The 14,254-nt window shown below is 47.6% G+C and carries 16 protein-coding genes; 7 read left to right on the top strand and 9 right to left on the bottom strand.

Annotated features, from left to right (window positions below; genetic code table 11):
* Positions 1–108: 108 nt before the first annotated feature.
* From ACFODX_RS15495 to ACFODX_RS15480, 4 genes are all read left to right on the top strand, one after another.
* Positions 109–852 carry a class I SAM-dependent DNA methyltransferase gene (locus ACFODX_RS15495; protein ID WP_378120789.1) on the top strand — a complete coding sequence of 248 codons (744 nt, stop codon included), beginning with the start codon at positions 109–111 and terminating at the stop codon, positions 850–852.
* Between the two features lie 146 nt (positions 853–998).
* Entirely contained in the window at positions 999–1,508 is a 510-nt protein-coding gene (locus ACFODX_RS15490) for a hypothetical protein (protein ID WP_378120787.1), read from the top strand.
* A gap of 112 nt (positions 1,509–1,620) precedes the next feature.
* Positions 1,621–2,025: a transmembrane 220 family protein gene (locus tag ACFODX_RS15485; RefSeq protein WP_378120785.1), complete on the top strand. Its 405-nt coding sequence runs from the start codon at positions 1,621–1,623 to the stop codon at positions 2,023–2,025.
* A gap of 52 nt (positions 2,026–2,077) precedes the next feature.
* Positions 2,078–2,302: a hypothetical protein gene (locus ACFODX_RS15480; protein WP_378120783.1), complete on the top strand. Its 225-nt coding sequence runs from the start codon at positions 2,078–2,080 to the stop codon at positions 2,300–2,302.
* A 19-nt stretch (positions 2,303–2,321) separates the two neighbouring features.
* Here the strand turns inward: ACFODX_RS15480 and ACFODX_RS15475 are convergent, their stop codons facing one another.
* Entirely contained in the window at positions 2,322–4,739 is a 2,418-nt protein-coding gene (locus tag ACFODX_RS15475; RefSeq protein WP_378120781.1) for a DNA internalization-related competence protein ComEC/Rec2, read from the bottom strand.
* Positions 4,740–4,936: 197 nt separating this feature from the next.
* On the opposite strand from ACFODX_RS15475, the gene ACFODX_RS15470 reads away from it, so the two are divergent.
* Positions 4,937–5,467, top strand: coding sequence for a DUF2062 domain-containing protein (locus tag ACFODX_RS15470; protein ID WP_378121023.1), 531 nt, complete (start codon positions 4,937–4,939; stop codon positions 5,465–5,467).
* A 119-nt stretch (positions 5,468–5,586) separates the two neighbouring features.
* Here the strand turns inward: ACFODX_RS15470 and ACFODX_RS15465 are convergent, their stop codons facing one another.
* The 3 genes from ACFODX_RS15465 to ACFODX_RS15455 are packed head-to-tail and all read right to left on the bottom strand — an operon-like array spanning position 5,587 to position 8,784.
* Positions 5,587–6,816, bottom strand: a complete 1,230-nt coding sequence (locus ACFODX_RS15465) for a lipoprotein-releasing ABC transporter permease subunit (RefSeq protein ID WP_378120779.1) — start codon at positions 6,814–6,816, stop codon at positions 5,587–5,589.
* Positions 6,816–7,550: a lipoprotein-releasing ABC transporter ATP-binding protein LolD gene (gene lolD / locus ACFODX_RS15460; protein WP_378120777.1), complete on the bottom strand. Its 735-nt coding sequence runs from the start codon at positions 7,548–7,550 to the stop codon at positions 6,816–6,818. Before lolD ends, ACFODX_RS15465 begins: the two co-directional genes overlap by 1 nt.
* Positions 7,543–8,784 (bottom strand): lipoprotein-releasing ABC transporter permease subunit, encoded by a 1,242-nt coding sequence (locus tag ACFODX_RS15455; RefSeq protein WP_378120775.1) that lies wholly within the window; start codon positions 8,782–8,784, stop codon positions 7,543–7,545. The genes lolD and ACFODX_RS15455 overlap by 8 nt, the downstream gene beginning before the upstream one ends.
* Positions 8,785–8,918: 134 nt before the next feature.
* Here ACFODX_RS15455 and ACFODX_RS15450 point away from each other — a divergent pair, with 134 nt between their 5' ends.
* Both ACFODX_RS15450 and ACFODX_RS15445 read left to right on the top strand, forming a co-directional pair.
* A complete protein-coding gene (locus tag ACFODX_RS15450; RefSeq protein WP_378120773.1) occupies positions 8,919–9,488 on the top strand; it encodes a PilZ domain-containing protein in 570 nt (189 codons plus the stop codon).
* Between the two features lie 14 nt (positions 9,489–9,502).
* The gene (locus ACFODX_RS15445; protein ID WP_378120771.1) at positions 9,503–9,841 is read left to right on the top strand and encodes a hypothetical protein; all 339 of its coding nucleotides are present in this window, start codon (positions 9,503–9,505) and stop codon (positions 9,839–9,841) included.
* A gap of 66 nt (positions 9,842–9,907) precedes the next feature.
* Here ACFODX_RS15445 and sthA read toward each other — a convergent pair whose 3' ends face one another.
* From sthA to ACFODX_RS15420, 5 genes are all read right to left on the bottom strand, one after another.
* Positions 9,908–11,323, bottom strand: a complete 1,416-nt coding sequence (sthA, locus tag ACFODX_RS15440) for a Si-specific NAD(P)(+) transhydrogenase (protein WP_378120769.1) — start codon at positions 11,321–11,323, stop codon at positions 9,908–9,910.
* Positions 11,324–11,383: 60 nt separating this feature from the next.
* Entirely contained in the window at positions 11,384–11,635 is a 252-nt protein-coding gene (gene nqrM, locus ACFODX_RS15435; protein WP_378120767.1) for a (Na+)-NQR maturation NqrM, read from the bottom strand.
* Between the two features lie 96 nt (positions 11,636–11,731).
* Positions 11,732–12,955: an NADH:ubiquinone reductase (Na(+)-transporting) subunit F gene (nqrF, locus tag ACFODX_RS15430; protein ID WP_378120764.1), complete on the bottom strand. Its 1,224-nt coding sequence runs from the start codon at positions 12,953–12,955 to the stop codon at positions 11,732–11,734.
* A 22-nt stretch (positions 12,956–12,977) separates the two neighbouring features.
* Positions 12,978–13,586, bottom strand: a complete 609-nt coding sequence (gene nqrE, locus ACFODX_RS15425) for an NADH:ubiquinone reductase (Na(+)-transporting) subunit E (RefSeq protein ID WP_078043125.1) — start codon at positions 13,584–13,586, stop codon at positions 12,978–12,980.
* Positions 13,586–14,254: an NADH:ubiquinone reductase (Na(+)-transporting) subunit D gene (locus ACFODX_RS15420; RefSeq protein WP_378120762.1), complete on the bottom strand. Its 669-nt coding sequence runs from the start codon at positions 14,252–14,254 to the stop codon at positions 13,586–13,588. Before ACFODX_RS15420 ends, nqrE begins: the two co-directional genes overlap by 1 nt.

Raw genomic sequence — 14,254 nt, 5'->3', positions numbered from 1 at the left:
GCACTGAACTGCACAAGCCTTCGCCAGTGCACTCTGCCTTACGCTTTTGGTAGCCGCGCACAAGGGGCAGGCAAAGTTAAAAACTCACACACCACACAAAAAACTTACATGACAGCTACCGCCCTCTACACCGACCTCTCCGGCTATTACGATTTAATGTGTGCAGACATTGATTACCGTGAGCAGAGTGATTATGTGCGGCGGCTGCATGAGTTATTGGGCAATGGTGGAAAACACTACTTGGATTTGGCCTGTGGCACTGGCCCGCATATTCGGCATTTTATTGATTTTGGATACCAGGCTAGCGGTGTCGATATTAATCAGCCGATGTTGGATATAGCGCAAAGCCGCTGTGCAGAGGCGCATTTTAGCCAGCAAGACATGAGTGCACTGCAGCTGCATGAGGAAATGGATTTAATTAGCTGCTTTTTGTATTCCATTCATTACAATCAAAGCATCGCTCGTTTAACTGAGTGCATACAAAGTGTTTACCGCGCGTTAAAACCCGGCGGTATGTTTTGTTTTAATGCAGTGGATAAAGACCAAATAGATAATCGCCCCGGTATAAAACGCAACATCACCTACAACAACAGCGATTTTTGTTTTCAATCCGGCTGGTATTACAGCGGCAGCGGTGAGCAGCAAGCGCTGCAGTTGCGTATAGAAAAAACCACTAACGGCATTACCGAACAATGGCGCGACCAACACAGCATGGTGGCGATTTCGTTTGCGCAATTAACCGAGCTGCTCACCCCCCTGTTTGAAGTTCACCGCCTCAGCCACGACTACCAACGCATCACCCCTTGGCAAAACCAGAGCGGCAATGCGTTTTTTGTGGCGATCAAACACTAAAATCATTACCGCACCCACAAATACTCACAAAAACGGGCATGGAAAATAATTATTTTGGTGTATATTTGTGCCGGCCTCTCGGCTGAAATCGCGGTAAAACTAATAAAAAACCGCTCTCTTTTTATTTTAGGAACAAGGATTACACGATGTTAAAGAAAACCAAACTCGCATTATTTGTTGTGGCAGCATCTGCCTGTGCCTTCAGCGTTGCTGAACCTGTAAGTGTTCAGGCTAGCGTACCCTACGCTGCCGACGCCAAAATTGCACAAAATATCCGCAACGAATGCACCAAGCTAGGTACACAGTTCGCGGAGTTCACGCAGCAATTCGGCAAAAAGAATGGTGTTGAAGTTCAGCTGGTAAACAGCCTTGATACCGCCAAAGCAGGCCGTGTTTTGCAAATTGAAATCACAGAGGCAGTCAGCATGGGCAATGCGTTTATGGGACACCATAAATACTCTGCCGCGCGCGGCACTCTGTTTGAAAATGGAAAAAAACTGGCCTCTTTTGAAGCCCGCCGCCAATCCATGGGTGGTGCGTTTGCCGGCTATAAAGGTTCATGCTCAGTGCTGGGCCGCACCGTAAAAGCTATGGGCAAAGATGTTGCCGCCTGGTTGAAGCAACCAAACGACAACGCGCTGTTGGGTGATCTTTAATAGGCAAAGGCTGTGCGGATACTAAACCCGCGCAGTCGCAGAGGCTGGTCAACCATGGTTATCCCGGCTGTCCAGCTTCACACAATTTTGTTATTTCACTGCGAGATAATTTATGCGCTTGGTTAGCAATGCGATTTTAAGTTTTAACTTACTGCTATTAATTGCGTTTTCAGTTGTGCAGTGGAACGACCCCGATCCTTATATGTGGATTGCTTTTTATTTGTTGTGTGCGGCTGTGCCACTCTTGGCGCTGTTAAAAAAGCCATTGAAAATAGTGGTGATTCTGGCGGTAATCGCCTGCCTGCTGGAAATGGGCCGCACCATGCTTGGTGCTTACAATTACTATTTGCATATGGCGCAAGAGCCGCTGATGCAGGGCATGAACCCCAATAAGCCTTATATTGAAGAAGCGCGCGAGTTTTTAGGTTCCTTGATTGCATTAATATTGGTCATAATTAGCCAGTGGCTCACGCGTTTCAGTAAAAAAGAGGAAGCCGCCACGCCAAAAGTCGGCTAATCAGGGTTTACCGTTTTATTCCGTAGCTAATAACAAGAGGAGTGGACTCAATATGCATTTTCAGAAAAAACTGGGGCTGGGATTTATTGCATTTGGCATAGTGGCAATTGTGCTTGCCTACTTGCTTACCAATAGTGGTGCTTTTGTATTTTCTGCATTAATCGGTTTGATGGCGATCTTCTTCGGCGCATTCCAATTGATGATCTCCAACCTTGCCCAACAAACCAAATCTGTGGCCAAGCCTGCAGCAGGCAAATCCAAAAAAGCCCGCCGTTAAACCAGACCTGTTGATGGCGCTATTCATCAAACCAATAGCGCCTTGCTGTTTCCCGCCGTAACTCCACCGCTAACAACTGCTCATTGCGCCAACGAAAAATTAACGCGCCCTGCTCTGCCGTATTAAATGCCGTGCTTCCTATGGCTGCATAACGCGCCTTAATTTGAGGGTGCGGGTGCCCATGCTGACTGCGATACGCCGCCGAATAAACCACATACCGTGGCTTGGTATGTTTTACCCAGAGTTCACCAGAGGAACTGCGGCTGCCGTGGTGAGCAGCGGCAACTAGTGCCATTTCTGATGGAACCTGACCGGTATAAAGCAGCTGGTGTTCAACGCTGGTTTCTATATCGCCAGGTAGCAAGATATGCTGATCACCATAGCTAATCAGCAGCACACAGGATTGGTTATTGGATTTATGGCGCAAGTAAACCGATGCGGTTAGAAAACGGAACCCTATTCCTTGCCAATCCCATGGCGGTGTTTCATGGCAATTACGGGCTTGCGGAGTATTAGCGCTAAGGTTTGACCCTCGCCCCAATTCCCCCTCGTAAAGGGTTTCAACACGCATTTTATCGAGTAGCCCTTTAAGGCCACCGGCGTGATCCATATCCCTGTGGCTAATTACCAGCACATCAATTGCACTGATGCCTTGCGCCTGTAAATAGGGAGCAACTATCGCGCTGCCCGCATCAAAACTCCGGGTATATTGCGGGCCGGTGTCATAGACCAAGGTTCGCGAACCCACTTGCACCACTATGGCAGTGCCCTGACCCACGTCCAAAAAGGTGATTTTTAAATCGTCTGGCTTAGGCGGCGCAACAAAAAAATTCAAACCCGCGACCAGCACAAGGCCCAGCAGCGCGAATTGGCGCGGCAACAATCCGCGCGGCAGGAGGATAGCAGTAATACTCAACGCCAATAGCGGCAGCAACCAAGGCGAAAAAACAACCAAGGGGCTAGCCCAGGAACCAGCGTGCGCCAGTAAAAAATCCAGGAACTGTGCCAAATATTCCATAGTGCCAGCCGCCATCGACAGCAGTGCTTTACTTGCAAGAAGCCAGCTATCACCCAGCGCAGCGCCAATCAGCAACAAAGGCACCACCAGAAAAGTGATTAATGGAATGGCAATCGCATTAGCTATAGGTGCCACTAAAGAAACCGTGCTGACCAGCAGGCTCAGCGGCAACACCAGACCAATAAACATCACCCACTGGGAGCGAATAAAACCAATAAGCGCATCCTTTGGTGAAAACCCGGTCCATGGCTGGGGTGATGATTTAGCAATCAATCGACCAGAAAAATATACCAACAATAAAGCAACTGCCCCGAAGGAGAGCCAAAAGCCCATGTCATAGGCAGCGAGCGGATCCAACAATACAATCAGTGCCAGTGACCAGCAAAATATATCGCTGATAGCTATTTGACGACGCGCCAAACAGGCGGCGTAAAACAACCCCAGCATGATAAAGGTACGCATGGTAGGGATATTAAAACCGGCCAACGCCGAATAAAAACCGGCACACATCAGTGCGCCCAACCAGGCAAATACCAACGCGGGACAAGCATGCCAAACCAGTTGCACACACTTGCCCAATAGCAGCCCCGCATAAAAACCAAAGATGGCGAGAAAACCGACATGCAAACCAGATATGGCAATCAAATGGCTGGTTCCCGTTTGCTGCATACGCTGCCACTGCTCCTTTTCCACTAGCGCCGAGTCGCCAATTAACAGTGCCACCAGAATGCCGCGTTCACTACTGCCCGTATTCTCTACCACCCATTCCTGAAGTTTCTGGCGCCGCTGATTTATCCAGTCCTGCCAGTGAAATATCTGGCGCGGAGCAGCAAGCGCCTGATTGTCACTACTGGCAAGCACGTAACCAGTGGCGCCAATGCCCTGACGCAATAGCCAGGCCTGATAATCAAACCCGGCCGGGTTAACGAATCCGCGCGGACGTTTCAGGCGGACGCGCAATTGCCAATATTCACCAATAACCAGCGCGGGTAAAACCGCGGCGGCAGCCTCTTTATCGGCAAAATCACCATAGCCAGATGGCAAATACCAACTCAACTGCAGTTTATCTGGCATGTCTGCCTGGGCTAGCGGCTTACCACGGGCATCAACTACAGAAACAGGGCGAAAATCAAAACGCAGCCGTCGACTGTCGCGCTCCGGCAGACCGCTGATATGGCCAGTCACCTGTAGATCCTGCCCCACCAACGCCTCGGGTAATTGCTGATCGACCAGATCATGGCCTGCAGTCAACCCCCAGGCCAGGCCAAGACCAAAGGCAAGGACAAACCACAACCGTGGCCACACAAGAGCAGATAGAAAAATAGGGATAAGCAGTGCAATCCACCAGAGTGACAACAACTGCGGGGAGAAAGAGAAGGCAATAACGCCGAGACTAAAAACTAAAAGTTTTAACGACAATTGAAGATTCATCCTTGATGTTGTGACCTTTTATTTTCATCTTATTGAATGCCACCAGCCATAGTGTCATCCAATTGCAGTGGAGCTTATGGCAAGATCACTATGCAAACAAGTGCAATAGCCCGCCGCTTGAATAGTGTTAATTCGAGATTAAAGGCATAATGCACCATCTTTTACGCTGTACTCTGGTTTCCGGCATGGCACGCAATTTACTCAAACGTTTTTTCCCGTCACCTGCAGCAATTAAAAACAACCCCGGTTTACACTTTCTGGGTGATTTACTCCACGACCCAAACCTTTTTCATTTGAATCGCCATTCAGTATCTGTGGCTTTTTTTTGGGGATTGTTTATCGCGCTACTGCCTATTCCCGGACAAATGCCGGTAGCAGCGATTGCGGCGCTGGTATTTCGCTGCAATTTACCTATTTCTGTCGCACTGGTATGGATTACCAACCCTTTCACTATGCCCTTTTTCTTTTTCATCACTTATCAGGTGGGAAGGCTGATTCTGCAAAGTGAACCCTTACTGGTACAACCTGAATTAACCTGGGATTGGCTTGCCAATGAATTTGGCCACCTGTGGAAGCCCCTGCTTGCAGGATCTGTGCTTACCGGGCTGGTATTTGGCACGCTGGGTTATTTTGGAATGCAGCTCTATTGGCGCTGGCATGTGGCTCACAATTGGCAAAAACGCAAACGCCAGCGCGCCAGTAAAACACCCCAATAGTGCCTTCAATAAAAAAACCGCCGAAGCGGTTTTTTTATTGGCTAATAATCTCTTTTCACACGACTTATCTATTTACCCCTATCCGCCCGGTTTCTTATCTGCTTGGCTCAATCGGCAAATTATTCATACCGCAAAGCATCGGCAGGTTGAATTCGCGCGGCGCGCCATGCGGGGTAAAGTGTTACCAGAAAGCTGATAGCCAAGGCAGTAATTACCACTTTAGCTACATCTGCGACCACCAATTCAGATGGCAAATAGGTGATCGGATACACATCGGAATGCAAAAATTGCACACCAAAAACGCCCTCTATCCACTGCACCATTGGCGTCACCCAATGGGATAAGGCGATACCCAGCACCAGCCCAATTGATGTGCCGATCAAACCGATTAAACCGCCCTGAATCATAAAAATTGCCATAATTTCGTAGGTTGAAGCCCCCATAGTACGCAAAATGGCGATATCACCCTGTTTATCAACTACCACCATAATCAAGGTAGAAACCAGATTAAACGCGGCGATGGCAATGATCAAAAACAGCAGCATGCTCACCATGTTTTTTGACATCTGGATAGATTGATATACACCACCGTGGGTACGCATCCAGCTAACGCCATAATAATCGGCAGGCAAATTCTGCATAACCTCACGCACAATTTGAGGGGCCGCAAACAAGTCATCCACCTTGAGGCGTATGCCGGTCACCTGCCCCGGATAACCCGACAATTCAGCCGCCGTTCCAATATCCATTAATGCCAGAGCATTATCGATATCGGTATGAGTATCCAAAATGGCGATGACTTTGAGCACTTTTACTTTGGGCGCTGCATTTCCATCAGAGGGTAAAATCAAACTCAGGCTATCCTGAGCATCAACACGTAATTTTTCCGCTACGCCGCGACCAATCACAATCGCAGACGAATCGCCTGATAATTTGGCCAGGGTTCCATCCGGTAAAAACTCGGGTAATTTTGATGTAGTGTGTTCAAGCGCTGTGTCTATGCCAAAAATATTCACTGGCGCTACACGCCGCTGTTGACTAAGCAAGCCCTGCAGTTGCACAAAGGGCGTGGCCCCCAGCACACGGGGGTGGCGTTTTAGTTCAGCAACCAATGCTTGCGGATCTTCAATTGCCTGACGGTGATACACCATTGCCTGTGGCATAACGCCCAAAATATTCTCGCGCAGTTCTTTTTCAAAACCGCTCATGATCGACAACACCAAAATCAACAGCGCAACACCGATTGCCAAGCCTGCCGTTGATAAGCGGGAGATAAATGACACCAGATGGCTTTTGCCTTGCGCTACTCCGTAACGCGCACCGATAAAAAATAGACTGCGGCTTTGCATTAATAAGCACCGCTAGTTGCTGTGTTTTGGTCTTGAGTAAGCACCCCATCTACCAATCGCAGTGTACGATCCAGGCGTGCGGCAAGACGCGGATCGTGAGTGACCACGACAAAACTGGTACCTATAGATTGATTGAGTTCCAGCATCAGATCCTGAATTGAATCGGCGGCGTGACTATCCAAGTTACCGGTTGGTTCATCCATAAGCACACATGCCGGGTTAGTGACCAGCGCACGGGCAATGGCAACACGCTGACGCTCACCACCAGACAGTTCGGAAGGTTTGTGATCGACACGTTTAGCCAAACCAACACGCGCCAATAATTCCAGCGCACGCGCTTTAGCTTGTGCGACTGGGCACTTACCAATCAACAATGGCATGGTCACATTTTCAAGCGCCGTAAACTCAGGCAACAAGTGATGGAATTGATAAACAAAACCCAGGCTACGATTACGCAAACGGCCTCGCGCATCTGCACTCAAGCGCGACAATTGCTCACCTGCGACTATCACTTCACCCTGATCGGGCACATCCAACCCACCAAGAATATTTAACAGCGTTGATTTACCCGAGCCAGAGGCGCCGACAATAGCAACTCGCTCGCCCTTATGGATGACGAAATCCACGCCCCGCAACACATCCACTGCAAACGAACCCTGACGATAAGATTTGCTGACCCTACGACAAACCAATACGGGAGTAGCATCATTCATAGCATTTTCCAGATTATTCATAACGCAAAGCTTCGGCTGGTTCAATTTGGGCGGCGCGGTAGGCAGGGTACAAGGTTGCGACAAAACTGAGGAGAAGCGCGACCGAGCAAATGAGGACAACATCTTGCCAGAGCAAGACTGAAGGTAACTGGCTTATAAAATACACCTCGGGATCAAATACCTGCAGCCCCAACAGGGACTCCATAAATGGCATTAGCGAAGGCAACAACAGGGCAACAAGACAACCTAAAATCGCACCAATAAGCGTACCAAAGAACCCAACCGCACTACCCTGCACAATAAAAATACCCATCACTTGACGAGCACTTACGCCCATAGTGCGCAGTACAGCAATATCGGAGCGCTTATCCGCCACCATCAGTACCAGGCTGGAAACTATATTAAAGGCCGCTACTGCAATAATGATCATCAACAGTGAGCCAATAACAATCTTTTCCATCTTCACTGCCTGGAACAAGCTACCTTGGGTTTGGCTCCAATCTTTCACTTGATATTGATCCGCGCCCAACTGCTGACGCAATTCAGCCATGACTCTGGCAGCGACATACAAATCCGTCGTTTTAACGTGTAAACCTTGCGCCCCCTGATGGCGGAGGAATTTCTGGGCATCACTAAGGTGGATAAGAGCCAGTGTTGAATCAACCTGGGCCTTGGCTTCAAATACCCCTACCAAGGTAAAACTGCGGGATCGAGTGAATGCTCCCATCGGAGTCATATTAATTTCCGGCGAAGTAACTCTCACCTTATCACCGGGAGTAAGCATCAACCGGCTTGCCAGCAAGCGCCCCATCACAATTCCATATTCACCGGGCTGCAAGGCTACCATATCTCCCACCACCATTTTCTGATCGACGATGGAGACTTTTGATTCAACATCCGGCAGAACGCCCTGCAGCTCTATCGCCTCAAAACCACCGGAATAACTCACCATAGCGCTGCTAGCAATGTAAGGCGCGGCGGCAACCACTTCTGGATGCGCCTCAACCTGAGCAGCGAGAATTTTCCAATCGTCAAGAAATGGCGCTTGGTCGATGAAACCATGAGGTACTACGCTGAGAATGCGTTCTTTCATTTCACGATCAAACCCATTCATCACCGATAGCACGATTATTAGTGCCATGACACCCAGCGCCATACCAAACAACGAAAAGGCGCTAATGAAGGAGATAAATTGATTGCGGCGTTTGGCGCGTGTGTAACGCAAACCGATATAGAGAGGAATGTTTTTCAGCATGGGCGCATTAAACCTAATTGCCTGCCATTGCTCAAGTAAAAGTCAGAACGCCCAACAGCCAATAGACAAATCGACGCCACCAGAACCAGCTTGTGCTATGGTTATTCCATCATCCACAAGGGAAGATTTTGATCATGAGTGAACGCCGCAGCTACTTTCGTATTGATGAAAGTATTGCTATTGAGTTTAAAGAGGTGGAAGAGATTACCGCCAATACTGCTGCGCCCGAGTTGCAGTTTCCCGACACCCTCTCACTGAAATTCTTCGCTGAGTTACGTAAGATTGATAACGACAATGCGCATTTGTTTCATCAAATCAAAGAGGCAAGTCGGGCACTGGGCGAATACTTGCAAAACCTCAATCGCAAAATCGATATTATCAGCCAACAGGTAATGGCAGACTCCAAACCCTTGCCACCATCCAAAACGATCAAACAAGTCAACTTGAGCGAGGGAGGGGTCGCATTTGGAAGCTCCCGTTTTGTGGCTCCCAATTCGTTTATTGCCATGCGATTAATTTTTTTACCCAGTAATGCCGGGCTGGCACTGTTTGCCAAAGTCATTCGCTGTGAATCCAATAACAGTGGCGAATATCAAATTGCGGCAAAATTTCATCGCGCAACAGAAGCGCACCAACAACTGATCGGCCAGCAAATTATGCGTGCGCAAATGGCCGAACGACGCAAAAGTCATTCCCTGCAGTAATACGAGGCAAACGAATGGGCACTCTGAAAAATACCAGCCAGACTCTATTTATTTGGCTACTAGCAGCGAGCGGTATTAGCGTTGCGGCCGTCACACAGGCAGAGCAGATCAAAGTGCCCATAGGCCAACAAACTGCCGCTCAAGAAATAAAAATGCCGTCAAAAGGTATGAACAAAACCAAGGTTCAAGCCATATTTGGAGAGCCGCTTGAAACCACTCCAGCCAAAGGCCAACCGCCCATTTCCAGTTGGAAATATGCGGAGTTTATTGTGTACTTTGAGCATGAACACGTAATACATTCGGTCGCTATTTTCAAACCTCAGAAGGATCAGGAAATCATCCTGAAGGAATAGATACGATAGGTATTATCCCAAAAAATAAGGGCGCATCACGCGCCCTTATTTTTCATTTTCTCGCCCCTAGCGACGACTGATTCGGTTGATGCCATCTAATGCAGCAACCCGGTAAGCCTCAGCCATGGTTGGGTAGTTAAAAATATTATTGAGGAAGTAATGAATGTTATTGCCCTCGCCTTTTTGCGTCATAATTGCTTGTCCAATATGGACAATCTCCGCCGCTTCAGCGCCAAAACAATGCACACCCAATATTTCCAAAGTATCAACGTGAAATAGCAGCTTTAACATGCCTACATCTTCACCACTGATCTGCCCGCGAGCGGTGTTTTTAAATAAAGCACGCCCCACTTCGTAAGGCACCTTAGCTTGAGTTAGTTCAGACTCTGTTTTACCTACAGAACTAATTTCGGGAAGTGTATAAATACCTGTCGGGACATCTTGCACCGGCCGACACTCATCACCAAAAATTCCACCAGATACTGCACGCCCTTGCCCATAGGAAGAACTTGCCAAACTTGGCCAGCCAATCACATCACCCACCGCATAGATATTTTCAACCTGAGTGCGATATTCATGATTCACTTTTAAATTACCGCGATGATCAGCCTCCAAACCAATTGCTGCCAAATTTAATTGGTCGGTATTACCACTGCGCCCATTACACCAAAGAATGGCATCGGCTTTTAAACGTTTACCCGACTGCAGAAACAGAGTGACACTGCTGTCGCTTGCCTCTATCGCTTCATATTCTTCCCCGTGGCGAACAGTGACGCCGCTATCGCGCAAGTGGTAGCTCAAAGCATCGGATATCTCATCATCCAAAAATGACAATAGTCGCTCGCGATTGTTGATCAGATCAACACGCATGCCTAACCCGGAAAAAATAGAGGCATACTCGCAACCGATCACACCAGCTCCATAAATAATAATGTGGCGCGGAGTATGCTGCATTTCCAGAATCGTATCGCTGTCATAAATGCGCGGATGGTTGAAATCAACATCGGCCGGGCGATAGGGGCGCGACCCGGTGGCTATAACAATTTTGTCGGCATAAATCGTTTCTATACCGCCATCCAGCATGGCCAAATTCACGGTATTTTTATCGTGGAATGATGCCTCGCCCATGTGCACAGTAACTCTGTTGCGCACATAAAAATTGGTATGCAACTCCACTTGTTTAGGGATAACTTTTGCAGCGGATTGCAATACACGGGGAAATGTTAGTCGACGGCTATCGCCAATTTCACGAAACAGGCTGTTGGCTTTAAATTGGATAATTTGCTTTACAACATGACGCAAAGATTTGGATGGAATGGTTCCCTTGTGAGCGCAGCCCCCACCTACAAGTGCCCTATTTTCAACCACACCGACACGCTTACCTGCTTTGGCGGCTGCTATAGCAGCACTTTCTCCTGCAGGACCGGAACCGATTACCAAAAGATCATAGCTATGATCTGCCGATTTTTTACGACCAGTCAATTTATTCCCCTTAACCGATTAACCCACTGATATGCATGGACTTGCCAGATCCAGCAATATTTATTCCTTTTTCTTACTCGCGTCATATGAAAGCTCATCTGCCTTCAATTCACTACGGGTAGGTTTAGCTTTTTCCTCTGCACACTTAGCCTCATCGCCACCGCAGAGTTCACACACATAATTAGGATCGCCCAGCGCTTTTCCCACACCACCACAAGAACCAGATACCGGTTTACGGCCAGCCAGAACACTGATGGACAAGGCAAACGCAACGAATAACATCACTATTAATGTAACCACAAGTACAGCCATGATGAACCTCCAGGCTTTACTGCTTTTTCTAAAAAGCAAATGAACTATTGTTTAAAAAAAAACGAGGCGGGTTTCCCTGCCTCGTTTTCCTTTTCATTAACCGCCGAAGTCGTCTAGTAAGATATTGTCGTCTTCTACACCAAGACTTTTCAACATTTTAATCACGGCGGCATTCATCATCGGTGGGCCACACATGTAAAACTCACAATCTTCTGGCGCCGGGTGATCTTTCAAGTAGTTCTCGTAGAGAACATTGTGAATAAACCCGGTTAAACCCGTCCAGTTATCTTCAGGTTGTGGATCCGAGAGAGCCACATGCCATTTGAAATTAGGGTTTTCGGCTTGCAGCATATCGTAATCTTCTTTGTAGAACAGCTCACGCAGAGAGCGTGCACCGTACCAGAAAGACATTTTACGATCAGTCTTCAAGCGACGCAGCTGATCGAAAATGTGAGAGCGCATTGGCGCCATACCCGCACCGCCACCAATGAATACCATTTCGGCTTTGGTATCCTTCGCAAAAAACTCACCGAAGGGGCCGTATACAGTTACTTTATCACCCGGCTTCAAACTAAAAACAAATGAAGACATTTGACCAGGTGGTATTCCTTGAGACTTGGGTGGTGGCGTAGCAATACGAATATTGAACTTAACCACACCCTTTTCTTCAGGATAGTTAGCCATTGAGTAAGCGCGAATAACTGGTTCAGTTACCTTTGACTCCAAGTTAAAGAAACCAAAGCGCTCCCAGTCACCACGATATTCAGGCTCAATATCAAAATCAGAGAACTTCACGTGATGTGGAGGGCACTCCAACTGCACATAACCACCTGCACGGAAGTCAACGCTCTCACCTTCAGGTAAACGCAAAGTGAGTTCTTTGATGAAGGTAGCTACGTTGGGGTTTGATTCAACAGTAGTAACCCACTGTTTAACACCAAACACCTCTTCCGGCACATGAATCTTCATATTTTGCTTTACCGGAACCTGGCAACTTAAACGCCAGCCTTCATTTTGTTCACGACGATTAAAATGCGGTTCTTCAGTTGGCAGGATAGAGCCGCCGCCTTCGTTCACCACACATTTACATTGCGCACAACTACCGCCGCCACCACAAGCAGAAGCCAAAAATACATTATTGGCTGCCAGTGTTTGAAGTAATTTGCCGCCTGCAGGTACAGTGATGGTTTTCTCATCATTGATGAGAATTTGTACATCACCGCTATTAACTAACTTAGCCTTGGCCACCAAAATCACCACCACCAACGCGATGACGATTGCGGTGAACATGACTACACCTAATACAATCTCGATATTCATTGAATTTTATTCCTCGTCTCGCTTAGAGAGAAATGCCGCCAAAAGACATAAAGCCTAATGACATCAATCCCACGGTGATAAAGGTAATACCCAAGCCACGCAGGCCTTCGGGTACGTCGGAATATTTCATTTTTTCGAGAATACCGGCAAGCAGGACAATCGCAATCGCCCAACCTGTGCCCGAGCCCAGACCATAAACCACACTTTCAACAAAGTGATAGTCACGCTCAACCATAAACAGAGAACCACCCATAATCACACAGTTCACTGTGATCAATGGCAAGAACACACCGAGCGCGTTGTACAGCGCAGGCATAAACTTATCCATGACCATTTCCATGATTTGTACGATCGCGGCAATTACACCGATGAATGAAATGAAGCTAAGGAAAGTGAGATCAACACCGGTAACGCCAGCCCACGCCAAGGCATCTTCTTTTAACAAATAAGTCAAAATCAGATTGTTAGCAGGAACGGTAACGGTTTGCACCACAATAACGGCAATGCCTAAACCGATGGCTGCGTTAATTTTCTTGGACATCGCCAGAAATGAACACATACCCAAAAAGAAAGCTAATGCCATGTTCTCGATAAAAACCGAGCGCACAAACAGACTTAATAAATGTTCCATTATGCGATCTCCTGCGTTTTAACAGAGTTGGGCGCTATCTTGAACGACTCTTTCTCTACCTGATTTTTCTTCCAGGTACGCATAGCCCAAATAATGATGCCAATGATAAAGAACGCACTTGGCGGCAGCAAAAGCAAACCATTAGGTACGTACCAACCGCCTTCTGATATGGTTGGCAGGATTTGAATACCAAACCACTTGCCAGCACCCAGCAGCTCACGGAAAGTAGCAATAACAATCAGCAACGCTGAGTAACCAAGACCATGACCAATACCATCAAGGAAACTTGGGACTGGTGGGTTCTTCAATGCAAATGCTTCTGTACGCCCCATGACGATACAGTTGGTAATAATCAAACCAACAAATACCGAGAGTTGCTTGCTGATATCGTAAGCAACAGCTTTCAGCACCTGATCCACAACAATTACCAACGCAGAGATAATAATCATCTGCGCAATAATACGTACGCTGCTTGGCAAGTAATTGCGCACCATAGACACAAACAAGTTGGAGAAAGCTGACACCAAAGTCAAACCTATCGCCATTACCAAACTCACTTTCACACTGGACGTTACCGCCAGCGCAGAACAGATACCCAGAATTTGTAAAATAACGGGGTTATTTTCCAAAATGGGTTTGATGAGGAGATCTTTTGCTTTAACGCTCAT

This window comes from Cellvibrio fontiphilus, assembly GCF_042646205.1.
Taxonomy (GTDB): domain Bacteria; phylum Pseudomonadota; class Gammaproteobacteria; order Pseudomonadales; family Cellvibrionaceae; genus Cellvibrio; species Cellvibrio fontiphilus_A.
Note: the sequence above shows the minus strand (reverse complement) of the source record. Positions and strands in the feature narration are given on the sequence as shown.

Coding starts and splice junctions, on each gene's coding strand:
- ACFODX_RS15495 (WP_378120789.1), top strand. CDS start 109: ATGACAGCTACCGCCCTCTACACCGACCTCTCCGGCTATTACGATTTA.
- ACFODX_RS15490 (WP_378120787.1), top strand. CDS start 999: ATGTTAAAGAAAACCAAACTCGCATTATTTGTTGTGGCAGCATCTGCC.
- ACFODX_RS15485 (WP_378120785.1), top strand. CDS start 1,621: ATGCGCTTGGTTAGCAATGCGATTTTAAGTTTTAACTTACTGCTATTA.
- ACFODX_RS15480 (WP_378120783.1), top strand. CDS start 2,078: ATGCATTTTCAGAAAAAACTGGGGCTGGGATTTATTGCATTTGGCATA.
- ACFODX_RS15470 (WP_378121023.1), top strand. CDS start 4,937: ATGGCACGCAATTTACTCAAACGTTTTTTCCCGTCACCTGCAGCAATT.
- ACFODX_RS15465 (WP_378120779.1), bottom strand. CDS start 6,816: ATGCAAAGCCGCAGTCTATTTTTTATCGGTGCGCGTTACGGAGTAGCG.
- lolD (WP_378120777.1), bottom strand. CDS start 7,550: ATGAATAATCTGGAAAATGCTATGAATGATGCTACTCCCGTATTGGTT.
- ACFODX_RS15455 (WP_378120775.1), bottom strand. CDS start 8,784: ATGCTGAAAAACATTCCTCTCTATATCGGTTTGCGTTACACACGCGCC.
- ACFODX_RS15450 (WP_378120773.1), top strand. CDS start 8,919: ATGAGTGAACGCCGCAGCTACTTTCGTATTGATGAAAGTATTGCTATT.
- ACFODX_RS15445 (WP_378120771.1), top strand. CDS start 9,503: ATGGGCACTCTGAAAAATACCAGCCAGACTCTATTTATTTGGCTACTA.
- nqrM (WP_378120767.1), bottom strand. CDS start 11,635: ATGGCTGTACTTGTGGTTACATTAATAGTGATGTTATTCGTTGCGTTT.
- nqrF (WP_378120764.1), bottom strand. CDS start 12,955: ATGAATATCGAGATTGTATTAGGTGTAGTCATGTTCACCGCAATCGTC.
- nqrE (WP_078043125.1), bottom strand. CDS start 13,586: ATGGAACATTTATTAAGTCTGTTTGTGCGCTCGGTTTTTATCGAGAAC.
- ACFODX_RS15420 (WP_378120762.1), bottom strand. CDS start 14,254: ATGAGCGTTAAAGCAAAAGATCTCCTCATCAAACCCATTTTGGAAAAT.